Consider the following 24,286-nt stretch of genomic DNA (forward strand, 5'->3'; position numbering starts at 1 on the left):
TGGGCTGGAACCGAATCAGGAAGTGCAATACGGCAATATCGACTTTTTATGGACTTTTAATTCCGACTGGAATGCCGAAGCCAGCTACGATTACAGTTTGCTGCAAGACCAACTGACCCAAGGCTACCGAATCAACTGGCAAAACCGTTATTTTCTCAGCAGCTTGCGCTATTTTGAAACCGAGGGCAATAACAGCATTCAACTGAATTTTAGTTTCAGCCTCGGGCACGATCCGCTGGACAGTCTGCCGGTAGTGTCGGCACAAAGGTTAGCCAATACCGGCTCTGTGTCCGCTGTGGTGTATGAAGACCTGAATAACGATCAGCAACGCCAGGCCAATGAACCGGTGATTCCAAATGCACAGGTCATCGCCACCCAACAACGCCGCCGCGCCAAAACCGATGAAGACGGCAAGGCCTTTATTCCCGGGCTGTACGGCACCACCCCGACCGACGTCACAGTGGTGCCCAAGTCGCTGGAAGACCCTTTCTGGATTCCCTCCGGCGACGGCACCGCCTTTTTGCCCAGACCTGGCCTGGTGAAAGTGGTGGAAATTCCTATTGTCACCGCCGGTGAAGTGGAAGGTCAGGTGGCGTTTCAGTCCGAATTATTCAGTGACGAACAGGATCAGGGCGGTGTGCCGTTGATCTTAACCGACCATCAGCGCGATCGAAGCTTCACCACCCGGTCGGCGTTTGACGGCTTTTTCCTGTTTGATATGATTCCGCCCGGTGACTATGAATTAAGCGTCGATCCAGACTATCTGAAAAAACACCAGTTGGCCAGTCGCCGCCCAATGCAAGTGAAAATCGGGGCACGCGGCACCTTGATTGTGGGCGCAAATTTTGACATTTACCCCGAATCTCTGTATCGCTACCAGAACGATGCGGATGATTCCGGTCAGTCGTTTGCGCTGGATTTCGGCACCTTTTTGTCGGAGAAAAATGCCCGCATGGTCTTGAACGCCCTGCGTCAGGTCTTCCCACAAGCACTGGGGCAAGCCACCTCGGAAAACGGTTTTGAAGTCGCCATGCAGCAAAATCAACTGGGGCAAGTGAATCTCAGCCTGGCACCACTGCAGGATCTGGATCAGGCGAAATATGTGTGTGGGGCCTTGGCTTCGGAAGGCTTGCCGTGCCAAATCCGCCCTCTCGCCAGCCCGCAACCGGCGAAACCGTCAAAACTCGCTCCAACCACGAAAACCACCGCCGTGACACCACCAGCAACGAAACCACCAGGCCTGGTGAAAAACGAAGCACCTGCACAACGTCTAAAATCCGAATCCACACCGGTCAAAACAGCACCGATGGCTACCAAAGCGCCGCCGAAAATCGAAGGCAACGGCTTTACCATCCAACTGGTCAGCGTGTCCGGCGAATTTGCCGCCGAAGAATACATTGAAAGCAACGGCCTGACGCAGGCGAAAATTCAACCGCGCCGAGTCAATGGCGACGTGATGTTTGCCGTCATCTACGGCCACTACCCCACACGCCAAGCGGCGCAAGCCGACGCCCAAAAACTCAAAACCCAACTCAACATTCAACCCTGGATCAAACCGCTGTGACGACAGCGAAAGATGCAAAACATTCATTAACCAACGGGTTTACAGCGGTTTTGAGTTCAACGCTCAATAATGATAACGACAGGAAATAATGGTGATTTGGCTGGCATCTACAACATAAACAAGACGATTCGACTCATCAATTCTTCTGGACCAAAAGCCTGAAAGATTCTCTTTTAAAGGTTCTGGCTTTCCAATGCCTTCAAACGGCGAGCGCATCGTATCACGAATGAGTTTGTTAATACGTTTCAACGTTTTTTTATCTTGGCCTTGCCAATATTCGTAATCCGACCAGGCGCTTTCAGTCCAAGATAAAATCTCAATTTTCATCAATCAGCTCTTTTTGAACGACTTTCCCGGATCGGTATTGTTCTATGGATTGATTTAAGTGCGCCACATTGGCTGGAGATTTCAACAAATGAACCGTTTCCATAAGGCTATTAAAATAGTCCTGCGACATTACGACCGCATTCTCAGCATCTCGTCGCGTAATAATGGTACAGTCCACATCATCGACCACGGAATCCAACACCGACTTTAAACGGTTTCTGGCTTCGGTATAACTGATCACTTGCATTGTTTTTCTCCTTGGGTACTTCAAGTAACCCATATATTTATTGGTCAAGTTCGCGATATTATAGCAACATGCACAGTTAGCTGTACTGGTTTGACGTGAGGCAAAAAAAACCCGGCGGGTGCCGGGTGGGATTTGAGTGGAGGCTTTCGCCTCTGGAAACGGGGTTATGGGTAGGAATAGCGTCCTTGCGGGCCGATGGCGGCAGGCTTTTTCGCCTGCTCCTGTTGTGCCATAAACGCCTGCAATTCCAGCCGCAGTAACTCGATTTCTTTCAGGCCTTTTTTGAAGTCACTGGTGTAGGCGCTGTCCTTTTTGCTCTGCTCACGAATCAGTTTGCCTTGCTGATACACCTTGCTTTCCAGAATGCGCACGCGCGTACTGATGCTGGCCGCTTCGGCAATCGACTGCAGACCGAGAAAACCAATCAACAGCAAAGCCAGTATGGTTTTGGTGGGCATGCGACCGGCGAGCGTCGTTTTGACCAGGCCTGGTGTTTTTGGGTGATTGTTCATGATGGTATCCACCTCATCCCTTCGGCGCGCTGTTTCGTCATATCAAACGCGCTTAACGACCGCCAATGGTTTGGCAGTTCATGGTTTGACACAAGTCTTCCGCGGAAATGGTCATTTCTTCTTCACGATCGGAATAGACAAAGGCATTTTCAAAGAAGCTTTTGTCGATATACACTTCCAGTGTGGTTTCGTAGTTGTGATCCGCCATGGGCGTAATGCTCACCACCCGCGCACCGCGCACAATCGCATTGACACGAGCACGGAAGCTATCGTTCTGCGCGGTCAGGGTCGCAATGGAAGTGTTACTGTCGATTTTAATGCCGTACAGCTGTTCAGCCAGGGAGCGATACGCGTCCAATTTGGCCGCGCGAATCGCCATCAGACGACGCTGCCCGGGCGTGTAGCCATCGTAGGTGCTTTCGGCACCGTAGCCGATACCGGTAATTTTAATCAGTTGCGGTTTCAAAGCGCTTTTCGGCACTTTATACACCACCTGCTGTGGCTGACTCTGCGCGGCACCACCAACGCCACTGCCCATCTGAGCCGAACCCGCTGGGGCGTTTTGACTGGCATTGTAGTTCGTTTGCTGAGGCGGCTGCGTTTGCTGAGCCGGCGAGGTTTGAACCACTCTGGGCTGGTTGCTGCAGCCCGCCAGCATCATCACACCGATGATGGCCGTTAGCATGAGGCTTTGTTTTTTCATAACCGTATCTCCGTTTCACTCAAAATCGTTGATTCACTCTCGTTGAATCATTCAAAAAAATAAGGCACCGGATAATGGCGATGCCGAATCCAGTTGCGGTCTTCGCCTTGGCGACACTGATGCGACTGCTGACTGCAGCGCATGGCATTCACCGAATATTCCGGCCCGGGTTGATAATGCTTGGGCACCAATTCCTGACTGTAATAGTCGGGCACTCGGTACTTGGTATCCGTATGGCTGCAACCCGCGGTCACCACCGTAACCATTACTAGCATAAGTTGTACCAATGTTGATTTTTTGACACCTAATGGTTTCATCACTGTTTTCCCAACAGGGCCTGCCCTGCACCGGTTAATTAAATGGGAATGTCCTTTACCTTCGGGTTAATAACTGTCGAAGTACGGGCTGGTGGGTGCGCTGTATTCATAGGCTCTGGCGCGTTCACGGGCACGCTGCTCCTGACGTTGACGATCCGCTTCCTGTTGTGCCAGCTCTTTTTTGGTTTCGGCGTCCACCTTCACCTTCTCCGCCAACAGTTCTTTTTCCACTTTCATGACCGTTCTTAAAATGGACTTGTATTCCGATTGCAGCGATTTCACTCGGTTATTGATCTCGTTCACGCGGCGTTGGGTGCTCAACATTCTCGAATTGACGGTGTCCATTTTCTTAACGAGTTCCGGGTCCATACCGGTGACCTGCATGGTCGCTGGCGACACCGGTGGCGTGGATTGAGGTTTAACCGCCGTTTCGGTGGGTTTTAAATCCAGCTTCACCTCCGCTTTTTCTGCCGGTGCGGCCGGTTTTGCAGGTGCAGCCGCCAACTGGTCTGGGGTCATCTGTAACAGGTCTCGATTGAGCTCTTCAATTTGAAAACTCAGTGCATCCAGCTTGGTTTCCACTTTCTTGACAATTTCTTCCGAACTGGCACTCTTGATCATGCTTTGCGTTGAGCCGTCCCGAATGTCGCCCAATAGGGTTTTCGCTTCTTCATCCAACGCCGGACTGGTGGCCAGTGCCGCCCAAACTCCGGTAGCAATGGCCACCACAACCAACGCGATAATGATTGAGCTAAAGGTGATAATCAGTTTTTTAATTGCATCCATTTCGGCCACCGTTAACGTGTTTTTGTTTTGGGGATCTTGATTGAGTTGGGCTTTTTTCGCCGCACGCTTTTGCATAAATTGCTCGGCACCATCTTCCGTCAAAGGTGCCGCTGGCGTTTCTTTGGGCGGTTTGGGTTTTTGTGTCTCGGCGTCATCCGGCAAAGGCTCCAGTTCCGGTTCGGCCGCCTCTTGAGGGGTGTCTTCGGCATCCGGTGATGGAAAGTTATCCATAATGCCACCCGATGGCTGCGGCAATTCTGGTTCCGGTTCCGGTTCCGGTTCCGGTTCCGGCTCAGGTACGTCTTCTTCCGGTAAATTATCGAGTTCGTCGGGCACATCCGGCAACTCAGCCGACTCTGACGGCTGATCATCTTCGACAGCATCCAGCTCAGCCTCATCCAATAAGGCATCAATGCTGTCAAGATCATTCGGATCGATGGTGTCGTTGGATTCCGCCACGGCTTTTCCCCAAAATCAGCGTTAAATATTTACGTTTTGAATGGATCGATGAAGACAAGGTCACCAGCGCAATTGACCAGGCCTGGCTTTTTCACCCAGTCTAAGGCGTCAGACGCTCAAAGGCATCTGTGTCCAACCAGTAGAGTTCGGGGTAGAAATGCAACCCCTGGTCATCATCAATCGTCAAGGTGCCCAGCGCATCCGTTTGCAAAACCTGTTGACCGGCACCGTTCAGTTTCAACACCGCTTCTGCGGCTGCTTTTCCTAAAGCATAAAAAGTGCCAATTTCTGAATCATGCGGTTGCGCTCGGCGTTTTTTTTGTAGGATTTGAGCGTAATAAACCGGAAGAACCGCAGTGGTGGCTTGCCAATAAGGCAGGCTGGTCAGGAGTTGACTGACCGGTGGAAGGGTCGGCGGCAGCCAATAGTGTGCCAGACGATTCAAATGATAATAAGAAAGCAAGGGCGACACCTGCATGGCTTGGCGATAGGGCAAAAAACTGACCAGCACATCGACATCCTGTCGTGGACGCTCTACGAAATTCAGGCGCTGACCGGTGGTTTGTTGCAGCCAATTTTTTCGAGCCAGAGACTGGCGCACTTGCAAAACCGCTTCCATGGATTCATCCACATGACGACTGACCGTCACCACTTTGACAATGGCTAAGGACTGCGAAGGCTCATCCAGCGCAAACCTCTGTTCTTCTTCCAAGCCGGTTTCGCCAGATGACGTATTCGGTAACCCACTTGGTAACGCCTCGCCTTGGCGTTCGTGTTCAGTTGACGTTGACAACGCCTTCTGAAAGCGTTTCAACAGGTCTTGCGATTTCGGTTCACCGGATACCAGTACCCCGATGCGCGTCAAATGGTTCCGTTCAAGATACCGCACTAAGGCGGCAATGGCATCCCGTTTAGCCGAGGGGGACATAAACCGAATGGCGGTTCTGGAATCGGGTTTTTCCATCTCGTTGAGCGCTAAAATGGGCGTGTGCAAATCAAGCGTTTGCAGCTGTTCTACATTGTGTTTCTGTAAGGGACCGAAAATAAAGCTGGGCTGGTATCGCCGCACCCACTCCCAAACTTCGAACATGGAATCATAGATATGGGTGTCCAGCACCTGAAGATCATAAGGGCGGGACTGAGCATAAAAGGTGTCCTCTAAACCTTGATAAACCGCCTCACCCGCTGGCGCATAAGGTCCGGACATCGGCAAGAGTGCCAGCATTCGACTGGGGTTAAATTGGAAATTGGACGGCGCGTGTGCTGTTGAATCCCGTGAGGCGACGGTTTGATATTGCCGCTGTAACCGCGCGTAACGCGATTGAAAAGCGGGCGAAAATGCCTGCACCCCAGCCAGCCGCGCCAACTCATTGAGATAGGCACCCAGCTGAGCCTTTTCCTGATTCTGCCAGGCCAGCTCGGCCTTTAATAACAGTATTTCAACTTCAATCAATTGAATTTGTCGATCTATCTCAGGCACCGCTTGCGCACTAACCTTGGGACTGGTTAGACCGTCTTCAGAGACGCGGCCATCAAAATCCTGCGCCAAGACACTCCAAGGGAAGGCAAATATTGCCATCACCATCCATAAAAATAAACCGCTCCAAGGCAAACAGCTCCCACCTAATGAGTGGGATTCTCGCGGCTTATCGAGTTCACTATTCAAGTGACTTTGCCACAATTTCATACACATCTTTCGATAAGGATTTATGCGCCGCTATCCGTTGCAAAGCGGCTTGCATTTTGCCCCGCCGTGCCGCATCAAAGCTTCGCCAGCGGGTAAAGGCCGACACCAAACGCGCAGCCACCTGAGGGTTAATGGGATCCAGCTTGAGCACTTGTTGCGCTAGAAGCTGATAACCGCGACCCTCGGCCTCGTGAAACGCTTTCATATTCAAACGCCCGAACACCCCCAGCACACTGCGCACCCGGTTGGGATTGCGGTAACTGAAATCGGGGTGCTGCAATAAAGACTGAATCACGTCAAGCGCATGGTCGGATTCGGAGCTTGCCTGCAGTGAGAACCACTTATCCATGACCAGTGAGTCCTTGTGCCAGCGGTGATAAAAATCCTCCAGACACAAGGTTCTTTGTGGCACATCCAAGTGGTTTAAGGCGTTCAAGGCCGCCAGCACATCGGTCATGTTTTGCTGTTGTTCATATTGCGTTTGTGCCATGGCCGCGCCGTCGTCGGTGTAGGCACAATACGCCAAGCATTGATTTTTCAGCAAACGCGCGGCGATGTCTTCTTTTTGATAGCGATACGCTTGCGGTTGCTGCAGCTGGCGGTACTGCCACTTCAAGGCGCTTTCAAACCGTTGCGCAAGCTGCTGTTTTTGATACGCCAGCGCCGCCAGTACCGCATCAACATCAACCGAGTCGTATTGCGCAAAGACATAAGGAATATCCGGCTGCCCCACGGCCAGAGCCTTGAGCGCTGGGTCGAGGGTTTTATCCTCCAACACGGCTTGAAACGCTTGATGATAATGTTCCGAAAACGCCCAGGCCTGGTCATTTTGATAGCGTTCGATATTGCGCTTGAGGTTGTTCATTGCCAGCGTCTGCAGGGATTCCCAACGCACAAAGCTGTCCGTATCGTGTGAGGCGAGTGCCATCAACTCGTCATCACTTGCGGCGTAATCCAGTGTCACCGGTGCGGAAAAATGCCGCAACAACGACAGGTGTGGCGACTCAGACAAGCCGGTAAATTCAAAGGTTTCCGACAGCTCGGTGACTTTCATCAGGGTGCCTTTTTCGGTTTCAAACACCTTGTGTTGGGTGTTTTCACCCGGCTTGACCGCCAAGGGCTGGCCATCTTGACCAATCAAACCGAACAACACCGGCATCAGCAAAGGCAAGTGCGATTGTTGCCCCTTGAGAAACTGTTCGCAGTGCAATTGCAAAACACCGGTTGCGGGGTCAAAATGTTGCGTCACTTTCAAGGTGGGCGTGCCGGGTTGTGTGTACCAGTGGTGCATTTGAGTTAAATCCACGCCATTGGCCTCCGCCATGGCATCGCGGAAATCCTCAACCGTGACCGCTTGACCGTCAAACCGCTCAAAATACAATCGCATGCCCTTCTGAAAACCGGATTCACCCAGCAAGGTATGGTACAAACGCACCACCTCAGCACCCTTTTCATACACCGTCATGGTGTAGAAATTATTCATCTCAATATAGGATTGCGGCTGAATCGGGTGCGCCATAGGGCCGGCGTCTTCTGGAAATTGATTGTTTCGCAATCGCTTGACGTCCTCAATGCGTTTCACCGCTGGCGACAGTTGATCGGCGGTGAATTCCTGATCGCGAAACACCGTCAGCCCTTCTTTTAACGTCAGCTGAAACCAATCCCGACAGGTAACACGGTTGCCGGTCCAGTTATGAAAATATTCATGGGCAATCACCGATTCTATGCCTTCATAGTCGGCATCGGTGGCGGTTTCAGGCCTGGCCAAAACGTACTTGGCATTAAACACATTCAGCCCTTTGTTTTCCATGGCACCCATATTGAAATCGTCCACCGCCACGATCATGTAAATATCCAAATCGTACACCAGCCCGAAGCGTTCCTCATCCCACTTCATCGCCTGCTTCAAGGATTGCATGGCATGGTCGCATTTATCCAGGTTTTTCGGTTCCACGTAAATCCGCAAATCGATTTGGCGACCGTCACGGCTGATAAAGGTATCTTCGACCTCCGCCAGGTGCCCCGCCACCAAAGCAAACAGATAACAGGGTTTGCGGTAGGGGTCTTTCCAAATGGCATAATGACGATTATCCGGCAAATCCCCCACTTCCAACAGGTTTCCGTTTGACAGCAGCACGCTGTTTTCCGCTTTGTCGGCAATGATTTTCGTGGTGAAGTAGCTCAACACATCGGGGCGATCCAAGTAATAGGTCATGCGGCGAAAGCCTTCCGCTTCACACTGAGTGCAATAGTTGCCACTGGTGCGATAAAGCCCTTCTAAGCGGGTATTGTTTTCCGGGTCAATTTCAGTGACTATCGTCAGCTCAAACGCATCGGGCAGATCGGTCAGCATAAGCTTTGACGCCGTCTGCTGATACTGGCTGGGCAGCATCGCCACTCCATCCAACTCAACCAATAATAAATTCAGCTCTTCCCCATCCAGTATCAGCGGTTCATCCTGATCATTGAGTCGTCTGAACACCATGTGATTGGTCACCCGCGTGCTGCGGGCATGGAGTTCAAAGGTCAAGTAAACACTCTGAATATCAAATGCAGGCGGCTGATAATCGGCTAAATAGTGGACGGTCGGTTGGCGTTGCGTCATGTAGCAGTAGTCTCTTGGTGGTTTCTTGGTTAACCCGAGGATTCGGGGACAGTCGGTTCGATTCCGTTGTGTCTAAAAAAAAAGCCCTTCTGCCACAGACAGAAGAGCTTTTTCAGGTCAAGCGGTCGCGATTAATATGAGAATTCAGCGCGACGGTTTTTTGCCCAAGCGGCTTCGTTGTGTGCGGTATCAATCGGATCTTCTTCACCGTAGCTGATCACATTGATGCGATTCGGGTTAACCCCTTCTGCAATCAAGGCATTTTTAACAGCGTTGGCACGACGTTCACCCAAAGCCAAGTTGTATTCACGCGAGCCTCTCTCGTCACAGTAACCTTTGATGGTGACATTGGCGGAAGGCGTCAAAGACATGTATTCGGCATTGGCGCGAATAATGTCGTAAAACTCTTGTTTCACGTCCGAACGGTCAAAATCGAAATGCACCATCTGCCCTGCAATCGCGGCTTCCAGTTCCGAAGCGGTCTGACCGTCGGCATTGGTGAGTTCAACCACTTCAACCAGTTTTTTCTCTTCAATGATAACCGTTTCTGGCTGTAAGCCTGAATCCGCTTTTTTAGCCGAAGCGTCTTTCTGCTCGGTGGTCGGTGTCGAGCTACAACCCACCAGCGTTAACCCTAAAAACCCAACCATAAATAATTGCTTAAGACTGTATGCTGTCTTCATTTAAATCTCCCTGACGTTAATGTAATGCCAAAATGCTTCATAAATCCGTACCGATGATTCCCGCTCCCGCTTTGCCGCTAAACAACGCAACTCAACAGCCGCACTTCGGACACCGATTTATGAAACACTCAAACCCATTGTAAATTTTACCAATTTCAGAATATGTCTTAATTCTATGAAAATTTGAATGCCAATTCCAGCTTTATGCACCTATTTGCAAAGTTTATTTTCAGTTGCCTTGATCACTGGACTGTGCAATCTGTTGCAAGGCGTCAAAATCCTGAATCAGCACTTCTTTTTTCTTCCAGGACATCAGTTGCAGTTTTTGGAACTTGCCGAATATACGCGATACGGTTTCGGGCGTTAAATTCAGATAACAGGCCACGTCACGGTGCAAAATATTGAGTCGGAACTGAGTATACTCATACCCTCTGGCACGCAAACGCCCTGACATCATCAACACAAAATCCGCCAAGCGCTGCTCCGCCGTTTTTTGCGCTAGAATTGTGGAATGCAGGCGACCGGTGACGATTTCCTGACTCATTAAACTGAAAATCTGCGCATTTAAGTTGGGCACTTCCATCGCCAGACGGGTCAGTTGAGGATAGGGCAAGGCACAAACGCTGGTCGTGTCCAAGGCCACCGCACAGAACTCGTGACGTTGGCAGGCCATCGCCTCCATGCCAACAATATCCCCCGGCACGTAAAAACCATGAATCACCTCTTGCGATAAATCGTTTACCGAAAACACTTTGACCATGCCGGCACGGATCGCAAACAAAGCGGTAAAAGGCTCGCCTGACTGATACAAAAACTCTCCTTTTAATAAAGAGGGTTTTCGATCCACCAGCTGATCCAATCGTTCAATTTCGGTTTGATACAAACCGCTGGTAAAACAAATGCTCTGCATTGCGCATTTGCCACAACTGGCATGGAAGCCTGAATGTTTTTGAATCATACAACTGCTTTTTAAAAATCCATTTTTTGCGATTCTACCAAATTTAACCGAGCGGTTTCACGAATGTGTCACAAAACACGCCGTCGGCTCCAAAGAAATCGGTTGAAAATACCACTTTCCAAACGCGCTGCGGCTCCAGCCAATTTTTAATCGAACAATCCAAAATCAGCCCCAAATAGGAAACAAAAATAACCGCGCTCAATCACGATGCTTACTTTTTAATCAATTTATTAAAAGTGTCATATTTATAACGGATTTCAGGAAAAGCAAAAGTTCTTTGCACAAAGTTATCCACAGATTCTGTGGATTATAAACACCCGCACCCAGTCGCTTAAAAAAGCGCTATTTTAATATTTAATCCATTAATTTCAATAACTTATATATGATTTAGAGAATGCAAATGAAGTAAAAAAACTAATATTGACTATCGCCGTGTCAAGCTTTTTTTAAAATTATTCACTTATATTCACCCGCCCCGCCACCCACAAGGATGTCAAGCCATTTTGAACGGGTTTATGCTAAAATTCCGCAGAATTCAGCCTAACGCCTGGTACCCACGCCGTTAGCAGACAGGATGGCAGGCCTGGCAAATTTTAGCAGTCAACAGGTTGCATTTTACGACAAACAAAATCAGCAAATGTTTGTACAGCAAAGCCGCGAAGGCGAACGTCGGTTTAACCCGATTTCATACAAGGAAGATTTATGGCGAACATTCTGGGCATTGGCAATGTGGTGCTCGACACCCTTCTAACAACCTCACACTACCCACAAGAAGACGAAGAACTTCGCGCCCTCACTCGGCACTACCAAGTGGGTGGCAATGCGTGTAACTCGCTGTACGTTTTGTCTCAGCTCGGTCATCGTTGCAGCCTTGCCGCCAGCATTGGGGGCGACCAGGCCGCCAAACAATTGATAAAGGGGCTAGAGGAGCGGCACATTCAAACCGATCACCTACAACGTTTTATTCAGGGACAATCGCCGACTTCGTATGTGTTTGTCAACCAGGCCAACGGCAGCCGAACCATCACCCACTACCGGAATCTGCCAGAGTTGAGCTTTGATTTTTTTGCCAAAATTGAAATCGAACACTATGACTGGCTTCATTTTGAAGGCCGCAATGTCGAAAACCTAAAGGGCATGCTCAACATAGCCAAAACCTTTTTGACGCATCAACCCATATCGCTGGAGGTTGAGAAACCACGCGATGGCTTGGAAGATTTATTGCCACAAGCCAATGTGATTTTTTTCTCGCACCATTATGCACGAGCCAAAGGGTACCAAAACGGCCAAGATCTGCTGGAAGCCATGAAACGCTTGGCACCGCACAGTCAGTTAGTCTGCACTTGGGGCAGCGAAGGCGCTTGGTTTTGCGCCCCAAACCAAGCTGTAGATCACTTACCCAGTCACACCCTACCGCAGGCCGTAGACACACTTGGCGCGGGTGACACCTTTAACGCGGCGGTGATTGACGCTTTCATCCGTGGGTTGGATTTGCAGCAAGCCGTGGCAGAAGGTCATCGCTTGGCCGCTCGAAAATGCCGACAAGCTGGGCTGGATGACTTGTTAAGTGCACTTCAAGAGCGTCAGCCATTGGCAAACATTAAACAGGTCACGAATGCAAAAACACTGGTGGTGCCCTGTGATGAATGGCCGCATTCCGTGGTGCTGATTAAGCATGACGACACGATCAAAGCCTATCAGAACAATTGTCCACACCAGGACGTGCCGTTAAATGAAGTCTATAAAATTGATGTCAATCCCTTTGATAAAACACTGAAGTGCTCCGTTCACGATGCTTTTTTTAACATTGAAGACGGTGTCTGCGTGGCAGGGCCGTGTCTGAATGAGGAGCTAACGCCCGTTGACATTGACGTGGATGAAGAGGGAAATTTATATTTAGCGAAATAATCTTGGCGAGGGAATCAAGAATCAGCCGTTGCCAGCCGCCGAGCGGTGAGTCAAGGAAGCACAAAGAACAGCACATTCGCCCAATGGACTTCTTAGTTAGGACACAATCGAACTCATCACCAGGCCTGGTGAAGGGTTTACATCGAACATTTGCGATAAAAAGTCAACAAACAGACCCCAAAATCATCTTCTATAAACGACTCTTCTGGATTTTTGATCGAAACAAGTGCCTTTATTGTGAACGCTGACGCAACACCTCGTACAGGCAGACAGCGGCCGCCACCGAAACATTCAAGCTTTCGACGCTGCCCTGCATCGGAATGGCCGCCAGGTGGTCGCAGCTTTCGCGCGTCAGCTTGCGCAAACCCGTACTTTCTGCTCCCATAACCAATCCGACCGCGCCGCTAAAGTCCATATCGTAAATAGTGCTGTCCGTTTCGCCAGCCAAGCCCGTGACCCATAACCCAGCCTGTTGTAACGTTTTCAGTGTGCGCGATAAATTCGAAACCACCACCACTTTCACCGTTTCAGCCGCGCCACACGCCACCTTGCGAACCGTTGCATTCACCCCAACGGAATTGTGTTTTGGCAAAACAACGGCCGTCACACCAACGGCATCCGCCGTCCGCAAGATGGCACCGAGGTTATGGGGGTCTTGGACTTCATCCAGAAACAAAAACAACGGTTTGGCGGTCGCATCCATCATTGAAATCAAATCCGACTCCTGCAGCTCCGCCTGCTTCGCTATCGTGGCCACAACGCCTTGATGGACGCCCTCCAAACGATTGAAATAGGACTTCGGCTGCAGCTCAAAGCGCACACCCAAGGATTGAGCCTGATGCTTGAGGTTCTGAATGCGTTTGTTATCGACGCCTTTTTGAAACACCAAGCCATAAACAAGGTGCGGAGACTGCTTGAGAAACTTTTCAATCGCGTGTATGCCGTAAAGCGTATCCTGCTTCAAGTGACACTGCTCGCTTTTTTCTTATTACGATTGCGCCCGCCGCGCTTTTTGCGGTAAGGCCGTTTTTTTCGTGTCGGAGCCTGCTCATCCTCTTCGCCCCCGGCTTTGTGCTCGGGCGAGGCGTCCGAATCATTCAGGGAGTTTTCCGTTCCAGACAGCGCGTGGTCGTTATCCTCTGAAGACAAAAAGCGCAAATCGACTTTACGGTCATCGAGATTCACTTGGGCGACCTGCACCCGTAAACGGTCGCCTAGGCGGAAGGTTTTGCCAGTGCGCTCACCTTTAAGACAATGTCGAGAGGCATCATAATGGAAATAATCCTCACCCAATTCGGTGATGTGCACCAAGCCTTCCACATACAAAGGCTCCAGTTCGACAAAAAGACCAAAATTGGTCGCCGCGGCGACCACAGCATCGTATTCTTCGCCCAAGCGGTGCGACAGGAACTCGCATTTCAGGAAAGTCACCGCATCGCGCGTGGCTTCATCCGCACGGCGCTCTGTGGAGGAACAATGCTCGCCAAAGCTGTCCATATCCTTTTCAGAATAGGTAAACTTTTCAATGGGTTGTTTCGTCCATGCAAAGCGGATAGCGCGATGAATCAATAAGTCAGGGTAACGACGAATCGGGGATGTGAAGTGCGCGTAATACTCATAATTCAAACCAAAATGCCCAAGATTTTCCGGTTGATAAACGGCCTGATTCATACTTCTCAGCAGCACCGTTTCCACCAGATGTTCGTGTGGCTGACCTTTAACAGCGGCGGAAATCGCAGCGTAATCCTGCGCATCCGGCGTATCGCCACCTTCCAGAGACAAGCCAAAATCGCCCAAGAAGGTTCTGAGATTTTTTAAACGTTCCTCGGAAGGTTTTTCATGGACACGATACAGCATCGGAATTTTGTGCCACTTGAGGTAACGCGCCGTGGCAACATTCGCCATCAACATACATTCCTCAATCAGTTTGTGCGCTTCATTGCGCACCGTGGGCACAATTTTTTCAATTTTGCGATGTTCATCAAAAACGATGCGGGTTTCTGTGGTATCGAAATCCAGCGCACCGCGTTCTTCGCGTGCCTGCTTTAACAGCCCATAAAGCTCGTTCAAATCTTCGATATTCGACACATAGTCCGCAAAGGTCTGTCTGTGCTCGGAGGCTTCGTTCGTGAGCATGTCGTGCACCTGATTGTAGGTCAGACGGGCTTTGGAGTTCATAACGGCATCGTAAAACTGAGTGCGCTCTAACTTACCCTGCTCATCAATATACATGTCACACACCATGCACAAGCGATCCACATTGGGGTTCAATGAACACAGGTTATTGGACAGTTTTTCCGGCAACATCGGTACCACCTGCTGCGGGAAATAAACGGAATTGCCGCGTTCATAGGCTTCTTTGTCTAAAGGCGTGCCCGGCTTGACGTAATGAGATACGTCTGCAATCGCCACCACCAGTCGCCAGCCCTTTTTACGGCGTTTTGCAAAAACGGCATCATCAAAGTCCTTAGAATCTTCACCGTCAATGGTGACCAACGGCAAAGCGCGGATATCCTTACGCCCTTCTTTATCCGCCTCGGTCACTTCATCGGCAATCGCGTCCAATTGGTTCAGAGCTTCCTGAGACCAGACATTTGGAATATCGTATGCATGGATGGCCGAGTCAATCTCCATGCCCGGTGCCATGTAATCCCCCACGACCTCGACAATCTTACCGATGGCGCTGGAACGTTTTGTCGGCTGGTGAATCACCTCCACCATGACAATCTGCCCTTCTTCCGCCCCAAGAAGCCCGTCCTGCGGAATGAAAATATCCTGAGCAATTTTGTTATTGGTCGGTTGCACCCAGGCCAGGCCATCTTCCAAGTGCAGGCGCCCCAGCACCTGCTGGTTAGCGTGTTCAATCACCTCAACGATCATGCCTTCACGCCGACCCTTGCGATCCACACCGATTACCGAGGCAATGACGCGGTCACCATGAAAAACCTTGTGCATTTCACGGTCACCTAAAAATAAATCCGAGCCGCCCTCTTCTGGCTGAACAAATCCGAAGCCACCAGGGTGCCCGATGACCTTGCCTTTGATTAAATCCATTTTTTCGATCAGCCCGAAAGCGCCGCGACGATTGCGTAATAACTGCCCGTCGCGCACCATGGCTTTAAGCCGACGTGACAAAGCTTCAAACTGCTCATCACCGTCAACCCCCAAACCTTCTGCGATCTGGTTCATGCGCATCGGTTTGCCTTCGGTTTCCATATAATTCAGGATAAACTCGCGGCTGGGGATGGGGTTTTCGTATTTCACGGCCTCCCGATCCGCGTGCGGGTCTGCCGCTAACGGCTGATTCGGGGGAGAAGTTTCTGGAAGGTTTTCGGATGCCACTGTTTCAGACAAGGTTTCGGTATTTTCAGTATTAGATTTTTCAGTCACTCGGAATTCTACTATTATTTATTGAGACCTTATGCGTTTATGGCACCTTTGCAATTACTCGCAATGAGCGCGCATTACGCTAACCAGGTCTTTTATTCAACGATTATTTCAACAACTTCGGCTCGGCGTTACTTTATATCGTTATGGCAATGCCGACATTCTCAAAGGCACTAAAAGCACTCAGGATAAAAGCCAGCAAACTTGTTGAAAGTTCAAACAACCATGCCCGCAATCCGCCAGGCCTGGTTCATTTCAGGTGTTTTCAAAAGCGGGTCACAATTTACGTCCACCGACCCCTCGCACTTTAACGCGCCGAGCAGCCGTTTGGGTTAAGTTCGACAGGCGGCTCGCTTTAAAAAACGATTTATTATATACCATATTATAAACCATGATAGGTCGCATTAAGCACTAACCTTTTGATTTGAAAAACGTCCGTCTCTTCCCACCGCCAGCCTTGCGCCCTAAAGCCAGCGCTGACGGAGGTCGAAATTCAGGCTTTTTCCAAAGAGGCTCTCTCTTCTGGGGTGTAAAGGGCTTCGGCCAACAGGCCGATAGCCGACTCCACCGCTTCTTCCAGAACTGGATGATAATAAGGCATTCGCACCAGCTGCAACACATCCATTTCCTGCTCCACCGCCCAAGCCAGCAAGTGCGCAAAATGCTCGGCCTGCGGCATAAGCAATTCGCCGCCAATCAAACGCTTGGTTTGCTTGTCGGCAAACAGCGAAATCATGCCGCGATCCTGCCCCATCACGATGGCACGGCCATTATTGCGTTCCAGATTAAAATCCACCACCACCGTGGCTTCCGGCTGCAGTTCGGTGTAACGGCACCCAAAGGTCGCGACCTGTGGGTCCACAAAAGCAATGCCAAGCGATGTTTTGCGCTTGTAGGCTTGCACCTTCGGGTAAGCCATGGCATTACGCACGGCAATCTTGCCTTCATGACCGGCTTCATGCAGAATCGGGCGATAGTTATTCACGTCCCCGGCGATAAAGACCGGTAAGTCAGCGATTTGCATGGTGTTCAAATCAAACGGCGGCATCCCCCGTTCGTCCAACTCAACCCCCAGTTTCTCAATGCCAATCTGGTCGATATTGGGGCGACGCCCCAAAGCGGCCAGCACCGCATCCACCTCAAAGCTGCCCGAAGAAACCGTGATTTTAGCCCCCTGTTCCAGAGCGGTTATCTCAGCGGCCTCACCCAAATACACTGGAAACTCTTTAGAAATCAGCTTAATGGCTTCCTTGGAAACGCTGGGAGAACTGAGTCCGGCAAGCGTGCTGGTCATTTCAAAACCAATCACATCCACCCCTATGCGCGACAAGGCCTGCCCCAATTCCAGTCCAATCACCCCCAGACCGATGACCGCCACTCGCTTAGGCAGCGTTTCCAACTCAAAGATTTCATCACTGGTCAATAGCCGGTCACCCAACGCCTCTTTCCAAGGCGCTGGCACGACAGGACGCGATCCGGTGGCAATAATAATCCGCTCACCCTGAATCTGCTCGCCGTTAACCTCCACCGTGTCCGGCGACACAAATTTGGCATAGCCTTTAATCAACTGCCCCGCTTTTAAGGTCTCGGTTGATCCCGACTGAACGCCTTTGGTAAAGCGATCACGAAACGCACGAACACGCTTCATTACCGCTGCCTGATCGATGGTCAAACCATCGGCACCATCAATACCGAAATCGTAAAAATGTTTGCGGGCATGAAAATGCTCCGCGCAATGAATCAACGCTTTGGAAGGCATGCAACCAACTCGGGCGCAGGTGGTACCGAAGTGTCCGCCATTGATCATGACGAAATCATCGGTTTCTCGCCGAATGTGTCCCAAGGCCGTCAAGCCGGAAGAACCTGCACCTAATATGATGTATTTCACTTGTCTCATTGCCATCCCCATTTCATCTACTCAAAAAACAACGCCTGCAACCAAAGTTTCAACACTCTATGATCAGTTTGTTACAACACGCCATTGTACATTAGGGCACCTCGATTATCAGGCCATTGTACGATGCCAGACATTTTAACGCCAGATTATGACAACTTAAAGAAAATACCAGGCCTGGTGAATTTAATACTTGATTATTGAGAGGGTAAAAATACAATCAAAGTATGACAGCCACCAAAGAGACATTTTTTTTGCGGAACAGAAACCATTTTTTTCGACCGTCTTTAGGGGGTCTCAATCAGACTCGGCACCGTCGCTGGCTGATTGGCGCACTGATCTGCATGGTGCCCGTCTCATTTTCGGGTGCACAGGAAAAGGTCTCTGATCGCCCCAACCTTTCGATTTCCGAGCGCATACTCCAGCCGTTTCACGGTGATCTACCCGCCCTGCGCGAACGTCGCATTATTCGCGTTCTTGTCAGCTACACCCGCACCAACTTCTTTCTGACGCCTCGTGGATTTCGCGGCATTGAATACGATTTACTGATGGCTTACGAGGCCTATTTGAATCGCGGCCCAAGACGGCAACGCTACCAGACGCACCTGACGTTCATCCCCACCACCTTTGATAAAATTCTCACCAGCTTGCAAGCCGGCTATGGAGACATTGCCGCCTCAGGCTTGACGATTACGCCGGAACGCCAGGCTCTGGTGGACTTTACCCAACCCTACATTCGCAATGTCCAGGAAATTCTGGTATCGAATAAAAACGCCCCGCCCATCCAAACGCTACTCGACTTTTCCGGTAAACAGGTGGTGGTGGTGCGCAACAGCAGCTATGTCATTCACCTGGAAGGCATTAACCAAGCACTGGGGCGACTCGGGTTGCCTCCTATGGAAATCATTAAAGCCGATCCATTGATTGAATCAGAAGATATTTTGGAGATGCTCAACGAAGACCTGTATCAATACACGGTGGTGGACAGCCATTTGGCTGAAATTTGGCAGCAAATTCTTCCAAACATCCAACTGGACAAACACATTATTATCCGTCACAACAGCAACATTGCCTGGGCCGTGCAAAAGGATCATCCGAAATTGCTGGCATCGCTCAACACTTTCATTCAAGAATACGCCAAACCGGGGCGCCTTCTCGGCAACTCGGTTTACCGCAAATACTTTGAAGACACCTATTGGTTGCGACAACCCCTGACGCACGATCTATTAAAACGGGTTAAATGTCTGATTTACTATTTTCAACTTTACGCAGAATTTTACGAATTTGATTGGAAATTAATTGCGGCTCTGGCCTATCAGGAATCCCACTTCAACCACCAGAAAAAAAGCCATGCCGGTGCCGTGGGCATCATGCAGATCAAGCCTTCCACCGCACGCGATTCCAATGTCAATCTTCCCGACATTGACGACCTTGAAACCAATATTCATGCCGGCATCAAATATCTAGCGTTTTTAAGAGATCGCTATTTTTCCAGCCACGACTACACCCCTGAAGAACAGGAGAATTTCACACTCGCCGCTTACAATGCCGGCCCGGCCAAGGTGCTGCAGATGCAACAGCGCACAGCGGAACTGGGACTGGATCCGAAAAAGTGGTTTTACAATGTGGAAACCATTGCCCGACAGGTCATCGGACATGAAACGGTGAATTACGTCACCGGCATTCAAAAGATGCGTCTATTCTTAGGGGTATCCAAAAAACTTGACCAAAATAAGCGGCTGCTTCTGAACGAGAATCGCGCACGCATCGACTCCAAAAACCAACTGAACGGCATGGTGATACAAGACATCTCCACCCAATTACCAGACCCTCCAGATGCAGCCGCCAACCTCAAAAACAAACCCGAATCCGACTTAAAAACCGATTACCCAGCCGTCCAAGCCGCGCCGGAATAAATCCCACAAATGTTATGCACTCGAACTCGGTCGATAGACCTTTACATTTGTGTAACCGGCATCATAAAGATACTGAGCATGCAACTGACTCATGACCCCTTTTTGACAATAAAGCAAATACCGCTTTTGCAAATCCAACGATTTAAAAGCACGATTTAAATCATAAAAGGGAATGGTCATCACCGAAGCTGCCTTCAATGGCTGCGCCTTGGCCACTTCCGGTTGTCGGATATCAATAATCGTGTCGGTTTCTAGGGGTTCCGTTACCACATCCATCGCCTGAGCTTGGTTGATATTTTCAACAATCGAATCCACAGAAATGGCTTTCGCAGAATTCACAGCCTGCTGCAAAACCGACGCATCAAACTTTTTCGAGTCCACAGCCATACGCTTATAAGAGCCGTGCGTAACAGGGTTTTGCGAGATAACCCCGCAATACTCTGGCATATTCTCCGCAAATTCACGCGTGCCAATCCGATCCGCCATGGCCATAATATCCGGCTTGCTCATTAAAGCCAAGGGGCGCAAAACCAATTTATCCGTCGCCTGATCGATGAATGCCAGATTGCGCAATGTCTGGCTCGATACTTGCGCCACGGCCTCCCCCGTAACCAAGGCATCAATCCCCATATCATCCGCCACTTTTTCTGCGGCCTGAAGCATCAAACGCTTGAGCATCACCCCCAGATAAACTTCGTGATTCGCCCGAAACAATTCAGCCACCACCGCCTGAAACGGAATGGTAATAAACATTACACGGTGCGAGGCGCTGAACTTTTCCCAAAGATACAGTGCTACCTGCTTGACGCCGATCTCATGCGCTGCGCCGCCGAGGTTAAAAAAAATAAAATGCGTTTTCAAACCGCGCCGGATCGACAAATAGCTGGCCACCGTTGAGTCAAAACCGCCAGACATTAACGACAAAGCCTCCCCCAAGGAACCGATGGGAAATCCCCCCAGGCCTGGCCGGCGTTGTTGGACGATATTGAGCTGATCCTGATGATATTCCAGCTCAATCTTCACGTCAGGATGATGCAGATCGACTCTTTTCGGCTCGCCCACCTGACACAAGTGCGCCCCGATCAGACGCTCCATATCATAGGACGAAAAATCGTGATTTCCGGTACGCTTGACACGCACCACAAAGGTTTTACCAGCAATCTTCGGCCGCGCATACTCGGCCACCTTTTCAACCACCGCGTCCAGCTCGCTGCAAATCGACTGCTCAACTTCCAAAAACTGTTCCACACCCGGCGTATTCAGCAAAATTCGCCGCACAAACTCGACTTCATCCGGCGCGCAAAACACCTCAATCTTATCCCCAAACCGCTTGGTGCGAACCTCAGCCAGCTGCCTGCCAAGCAAATTGCGCAGATTGAAGTGCAACTGATTCACCATTTTTTTCTTAACGGCATGGCCTTTTACCATGATCTCCGGAAAGAGTTTGACAATAAATTTCATATCGACAACATTTTATTTTGAACTCAGAGATTGACCCGAGAGCAGAGCCTAGCCCACCAGACTGTTACTCATAAGCGCCATCCGAATTTCATCAACGACCTCATCCTGAATCATCAGCTCGGTCTGGGCATTGGCCAACATTTCTCGAACTTCCGACCCCATGTAACTGTCATAACTGGCTTCACTGACAATGGCGTTCGCCAACTGAACAAGCGCTACGAGCGTTCGCACATAAGCGTCTTTAATCACTGACAGATCACGCTGGTGGTGCAGCAGCATCACTTGGGCAAAGCTGGAATCCAAGTGCCACTTGCGCGCCACCAACAACCCATAAACGCCATGATGCGCATGATACTTTGCTTTTTCACGCACCAAACCGGTGTAGCAATTGGTCAGCGTATTATAAAAGTTATTGTGATAGTTACCGAACTTCATCTCCATAACAATGGCACCGGCGTTATGAAACACCCCAGCCATATAAACGGCGTCGGAGGTGACATTGTCCACCCAGTGACTGAGCTCGGTGGCCACATTGGCGACGTCAATACTGTGATCCATCAGGTCATCGAAAATAGCATCTTCCACTTGGGTTTTGAACCCAAGACTGAACACCAAATTTTTCAGCCGACACAACCCCAGCGAATCCATTGCCCCGCGAATACTTTTCACCGGATCCGACCCTTTCGATAAAAACTGGGGTTGATTCGCTACCTTGACCAGCTCACCGGAAATCACGGTATTTCGCCCGATGATTTCCGCCATCTCGCCAAAATCGGGAAATTCCGTTTTTTGCAACAGGGCTTGAAGCTCCATTAGCTCCGCCGGAATGGTGGGGATTTCAAACCCCTCTAATTGCTGATGTGCAATCAGCATCTGTTGTTTTAAGTCCATGCAATTTAACACTCATCTGACAGGCGCTTGCCTTAAATTTGACCCGACGACTTCCATTCAATCCATTTAATTTTCAGGCCGTTTTAAATGACCATAAACTATACATTATAATTCACCTAGGCCTGCTGGTGTAGCTTTCTTGTACTGTCGCGCCCTTCGCCGCAACGTCCGCCATCACGTCTCAGCTTGATATTTCGCCAAGTGCCTGTTATGCTTACGCGAGTTTTTTATCGACTATTAAGAGAGAGTCTCAATGAAAAGATTAGATCAGATTTTAGCGCGTGACGGCGTTCCTGCCGAGTTGGAATTGGTCATTGACCACGTCATGATTGCCTGTAAAGACATCGCCTACAAGCTTCGCCAGGGTGAACTCGCGGGCATTCTGGGCGCGACCGAAGATGAAAACGTTCAAGGCGAAACCCAAAAGAAACTGGACGTCATTTCAAACGACCTGCTAAAAGACATTCTTATTGATAACCCTTACGTCAAAGCCATCGGCTCTGAAGAAGAAGACTACACCGTCGCCAGCACCACACCGGGCAAATATCTGGTCACCTTCGATCCACTGGACGGCTCTTCTAACATTGATGTCAACCTATCCGTCGGCACCATTTTCTCGATTTTAGAAGCCCCAGAAGACGACCGTGCCGCCGATGACCAAACCATTTTCTTGCAAAACGGTCGCAAACAAGTCGCCGCCGGTTATGTGCTTTACGGCCCGTCGGTTATTTTGGTGTTGACCACCGGTAAGGGTGTCAACTTCTTCACACTGGATCAGACCGTGGGCGAATTCGTACTGACCAAGGCCAATATTCAGATTCCCGCCGACACCTCCGAGTTTGCCATTAACATGTCTAACCAACGTTTCTGGGAAGCGGAAATGAAACAATACATTGACGACTGTCTTCTGGGCGAAGAAGGCCCCTTGGCTAAACGCTACAATATGCGCTGGGTCGCGTCCATGGTCGCAGAAGTACACCGCATTCTGGTGCGCGGCGGCATCTTTATGTATCCATACGACAACCGTGATCCATCCAAAGCCGGCAAGCTGCGTTTAATGTACGAAGGCAACCCTATGTCGATGATCGTCGAACAAGCCGGTGGCGCTTCCTCAACGGGTCGCATGGACATCATGGACGTTCAGCCGGAAGGCATTCACGATCGTGTACCCGTCGTACTTGGCTCGAAAAATGAAGTCGCTAAAGTCGTTGCTTATCATAATAAGTAAACCGACTTGGCGGAAGCTTACGTCGCCAGTCAAAGCACTGGCTTCGGAGCACTCAGTAAAACACCCGCAACCGCGGGTGTTTTTGTCTATAAGCCATTGTCTATCAACTAATAGAACACACGATTCAACAACCATTTAATCAAAGGAAATACCATGGGCTATTCAGCTGTTCCGGCCGGAAAAGACGCGCCAAACGACATTAATGTAATCATTGAAATTCCAGCCTTTGCGCCACCCATCAAATACGAAGTGGACAAAGAAACCGATCTGGTCTGGGTGGATCGCCTGCAAGGTGCCACCATGCAGTACCCAGCCAACTACGGCTACATCAACAACACCCTGTCCAACGACGGCGACCCAGTGGATGTATTGGTGGTGACCCCACACCCACTGATGATCGGTTCCGTCATTCGCTGTCGTCCAATCGGTATATTTCACATGACCGATGATGGCGGTGAAGACGCCAAAGTCATTGCTGTCCCAGTGGACAAATTAACGCCGATTTACAAAGACGTTCAGAAAGTGGAGGACATTCCGCTATTGAAAGAACAGGTGGAATTATTCTTCAGCCACTACAAAGACATTGAACCCGGCAAATGGGTCAAGGTGGATGGTTGGGGCGATGTGGAAGCCGCACGCCAAGAAATTTTGAGCGGCATTGAACAGTACGAAGCCTCCAAAATGAGCTCACAACCCGCCTAATCCAAGGCACGAAAGCCCTTAACCGAAATCACCAGGCCTGGGCGTTTTGAC

At 50.1% G+C, this 24,286-nt stretch carries 20 protein-coding genes; 5 read left to right on the plus strand and 15 right to left on the minus strand.

Going from position 1 to position 24,286, the window contains the following annotated elements; translation table 11 throughout:
* On the plus strand, nucleotides 1-1,564 hold a 1,564-nt coding region (locus ACP5D0_RS01140; RefSeq protein ID WP_472363710.1), incomplete at its 5' end, for an SPOR domain-containing protein.
* Between the two features lie 63 nt (nucleotides 1,565-1,627).
* Here ACP5D0_RS01140 and ACP5D0_RS01145 read toward each other — a convergent pair.
* The 10 genes from ACP5D0_RS01145 to ACP5D0_RS01190 form a co-directional block, all read right to left on the minus strand.
* Nucleotides 1,628-1,891 (minus strand): Txe/YoeB family addiction module toxin, encoded by a 264-nt coding sequence (locus ACP5D0_RS01145; protein ID WP_472363711.1) that lies wholly within the window; start codon nucleotides 1,889-1,891, stop codon nucleotides 1,628-1,630.
* Nucleotides 1,881-2,138 carry a type II toxin-antitoxin system Phd/YefM family antitoxin gene (locus ACP5D0_RS01150; protein ID WP_472363712.1) on the minus strand — a complete coding sequence of 86 codons (258 nt, stop codon included), beginning with the start codon at nucleotides 2,136-2,138 and terminating at the stop codon, nucleotides 1,881-1,883. Before ACP5D0_RS01150 ends, ACP5D0_RS01145 begins: the two co-directional genes overlap by 11 nt.
* 164 nt (nucleotides 2,139-2,302) lie before the next feature.
* Entirely contained in the window at nucleotides 2,303-2,650 is a 348-nt protein-coding gene (locus ACP5D0_RS01155) for a hypothetical protein (protein ID WP_472363713.1), read from the minus strand.
* A 52-nt stretch (nucleotides 2,651-2,702) separates the two neighbouring features.
* A complete protein-coding gene (locus ACP5D0_RS01160) occupies nucleotides 2,703-3,353 on the minus strand; it encodes an LPP20 family lipoprotein (protein ID WP_472363714.1) in 651 nt (216 codons plus the stop codon).
* 47 nt (nucleotides 3,354-3,400) lie between these two features.
* Complete coding sequence (locus ACP5D0_RS01165; RefSeq protein WP_472363715.1) at nucleotides 3,401-3,628, minus strand: hypothetical protein; 228 nt, start codon at nucleotides 3,626-3,628, stop codon at nucleotides 3,401-3,403.
* Between the two features lie 108 nt (nucleotides 3,629-3,736).
* Nucleotides 3,737-4,915, minus strand: coding sequence for a hypothetical protein (locus tag ACP5D0_RS01170; protein ID WP_472363716.1), 1,179 nt, complete (start codon nucleotides 4,913-4,915; stop codon nucleotides 3,737-3,739).
* Between the two features lie 100 nt (nucleotides 4,916-5,015).
* Complete coding sequence (locus ACP5D0_RS01175; RefSeq protein WP_472363717.1) at nucleotides 5,016-6,494, minus strand: penicillin-binding protein activator; 1,479 nt, start codon at nucleotides 6,492-6,494, stop codon at nucleotides 5,016-5,018.
* 79 nt (nucleotides 6,495-6,573) lie between these two features.
* On the minus strand, nucleotides 6,574-9,207 hold the full coding sequence (gene pepN, locus ACP5D0_RS01180) for an aminopeptidase N (RefSeq protein ID WP_472363718.1): 2,634 nt from the start codon (nucleotides 9,205-9,207) through the stop codon (nucleotides 6,574-6,576).
* A 131-nt stretch (nucleotides 9,208-9,338) separates the two neighbouring features.
* Nucleotides 9,339-9,890, minus strand: a complete 552-nt coding sequence (gene pal, locus ACP5D0_RS01185) for a peptidoglycan-associated lipoprotein Pal (RefSeq protein ID WP_472363719.1) — start codon at nucleotides 9,888-9,890, stop codon at nucleotides 9,339-9,341.
* A gap of 229 nt (nucleotides 9,891-10,119) precedes the next feature.
* Entirely contained in the window at nucleotides 10,120-10,800 is a 681-nt protein-coding gene (locus ACP5D0_RS01190; RefSeq protein WP_472363720.1) for a helix-turn-helix domain-containing protein, read from the minus strand.
* Between the two features lie 750 nt (nucleotides 10,801-11,550).
* Between ACP5D0_RS01190 and ACP5D0_RS01195 the strand changes: the two genes are divergently transcribed.
* Complete coding sequence (locus tag ACP5D0_RS01195) at nucleotides 11,551-12,756, plus strand: PfkB family carbohydrate kinase (RefSeq protein WP_472363721.1); 1,206 nt, start codon at nucleotides 11,551-11,553, stop codon at nucleotides 12,754-12,756.
* A 232-nt stretch (nucleotides 12,757-12,988) separates the two neighbouring features.
* Here the strand turns inward: ACP5D0_RS01195 and rlmB are convergent, their stop codons facing one another.
* From rlmB to ACP5D0_RS01210, 3 genes are all read right to left on the minus strand, one after another.
* On the minus strand, nucleotides 12,989-13,720 hold the full coding sequence (rlmB, locus tag ACP5D0_RS01200) for a 23S rRNA (guanosine(2251)-2'-O)-methyltransferase RlmB (protein WP_472363722.1): 732 nt from the start codon (nucleotides 13,718-13,720) through the stop codon (nucleotides 12,989-12,991).
* Entirely contained in the window at nucleotides 13,717-16,098 is a 2,382-nt protein-coding gene (gene rnr / locus ACP5D0_RS01205) for a ribonuclease R (RefSeq protein ID WP_472363766.1), read from the minus strand. The genes rlmB and rnr overlap by 4 nt, the downstream gene beginning before the upstream one ends.
* A 538-nt stretch (nucleotides 16,099-16,636) precedes the next feature.
* Nucleotides 16,637-18,040, minus strand: coding sequence for a dihydrolipoyl dehydrogenase (locus tag ACP5D0_RS01210; RefSeq protein WP_472363723.1), 1,404 nt, complete (start codon nucleotides 18,038-18,040; stop codon nucleotides 16,637-16,639).
* Nucleotides 18,041-18,291: 251 nt separating this feature from the next.
* On the opposite strand from ACP5D0_RS01210, the gene ACP5D0_RS01215 reads away from it, so the two are divergent.
* Nucleotides 18,292-19,953, plus strand: coding sequence for an MltF family protein (locus ACP5D0_RS01215; RefSeq protein ID WP_472363724.1), 1,662 nt, complete (start codon nucleotides 18,292-18,294; stop codon nucleotides 19,951-19,953).
* Between the two features lie 12 nt (nucleotides 19,954-19,965).
* Here ACP5D0_RS01215 and thiI read toward each other — a convergent pair whose 3' ends face one another.
* Nucleotides 19,966-21,414, minus strand: a complete 1,449-nt coding sequence (gene thiI, locus ACP5D0_RS01220; protein WP_472363725.1) for a tRNA uracil 4-sulfurtransferase ThiI — start codon at nucleotides 21,412-21,414, stop codon at nucleotides 19,966-19,968.
* 48 nt (nucleotides 21,415-21,462) lie between these two features.
* Nucleotides 21,463-22,305: an HDOD domain-containing protein gene (locus ACP5D0_RS01225; RefSeq protein WP_472363726.1), complete on the minus strand. Its 843-nt coding sequence runs from the start codon at nucleotides 22,303-22,305 to the stop codon at nucleotides 21,463-21,465.
* A gap of 253 nt (nucleotides 22,306-22,558) precedes the next feature.
* Here ACP5D0_RS01225 and ACP5D0_RS01230 point away from each other — a divergent pair, with 253 nt between their 5' ends.
* Nucleotides 22,559-23,533, plus strand: coding sequence for a class 1 fructose-bisphosphatase (locus tag ACP5D0_RS01230; RefSeq protein WP_472363727.1), 975 nt, complete (start codon nucleotides 22,559-22,561; stop codon nucleotides 23,531-23,533).
* A gap of 153 nt (nucleotides 23,534-23,686) precedes the next feature.
* On the plus strand, nucleotides 23,687-24,235 hold the full coding sequence (gene ppa, locus ACP5D0_RS01235) for an inorganic diphosphatase (protein WP_472363728.1): 549 nt from the start codon (nucleotides 23,687-23,689) through the stop codon (nucleotides 24,233-24,235).
* Nucleotides 24,236-24,286 lie beyond the last annotated feature (51 nt).

This window comes from Hydrogenovibrio sp. (genome assembly GCF_049975065.1).
Lineage (GTDB): Bacteria > Pseudomonadota > Gammaproteobacteria > Thiomicrospirales > Thiomicrospiraceae > Hydrogenovibrio.

Bases quoted from the DNA above. Each gene is read 5' to 3' on its own strand.
- ACP5D0_RS01230 (WP_472363727.1), top strand. From the start codon at position 22,559: ATGAAAAGATTAGATCAGATTTTAGCGCGTGACGGCGTTCCTGCCGAG.
- ACP5D0_RS01145 (WP_472363711.1), bottom strand. From the start codon at position 1,891: ATGAAAATTGAGATTTTATCTTGGACTGAAAGCGCCTGGTCGGATTAC.
- ACP5D0_RS01210 (WP_472363723.1), bottom strand. From the start codon at position 18,040: ATGAGACAAGTGAAATACATCATATTAGGTGCAGGTTCTTCCGGCTTG.
- ppa (WP_472363728.1), top strand. From the start codon at position 23,687: ATGGGCTATTCAGCTGTTCCGGCCGGAAAAGACGCGCCAAACGACATT.
- ACP5D0_RS01195 (WP_472363721.1), top strand. From the start codon at position 11,551: ATGGCGAACATTCTGGGCATTGGCAATGTGGTGCTCGACACCCTTCTA.
- ACP5D0_RS01175 (WP_472363717.1), bottom strand. From the start codon at position 6,494: ATGGCAATATTTGCCTTCCCTTGGAGTGTCTTGGCGCAGGATTTTGAT.
- ACP5D0_RS01155 (WP_472363713.1), bottom strand. From the start codon at position 2,650: ATGAACAATCACCCAAAAACACCAGGCCTGGTCAAAACGACGCTCGCC.
- ACP5D0_RS01150 (WP_472363712.1), bottom strand. From the start codon at position 2,138: ATGCAAGTGATCAGTTATACCGAAGCCAGAAACCGTTTAAAGTCGGTG.
- pal (WP_472363719.1), bottom strand. From the start codon at position 9,890: ATGAAGACAGCATACAGTCTTAAGCAATTATTTATGGTTGGGTTTTTA.
- ACP5D0_RS01225 (WP_472363726.1), bottom strand. From the start codon at position 22,305: ATGGACTTAAAACAACAGATGCTGATTGCACATCAGCAATTAGAGGGG.
- ACP5D0_RS01160 (WP_472363714.1), bottom strand. From the start codon at position 3,353: ATGAAAAAACAAAGCCTCATGCTAACGGCCATCATCGGTGTGATGATG.
- pepN (WP_472363718.1), bottom strand. From the start codon at position 9,207: ATGACGCAACGCCAACCGACCGTCCACTATTTAGCCGATTATCAGCCG.
- ACP5D0_RS01165 (WP_472363715.1), bottom strand. From the start codon at position 3,628: ATGCTAGTAATGGTTACGGTGGTGACCGCGGGTTGCAGCCATACGGAT.
- thiI (WP_472363725.1), bottom strand. From the start codon at position 21,414: ATGAAATTTATTGTCAAACTCTTTCCGGAGATCATGGTAAAAGGCCAT.
- ACP5D0_RS01190 (WP_472363720.1), bottom strand. From the start codon at position 10,800: ATGCAGAGCATTTGTTTTACCAGCGGTTTGTATCAAACCGAAATTGAA.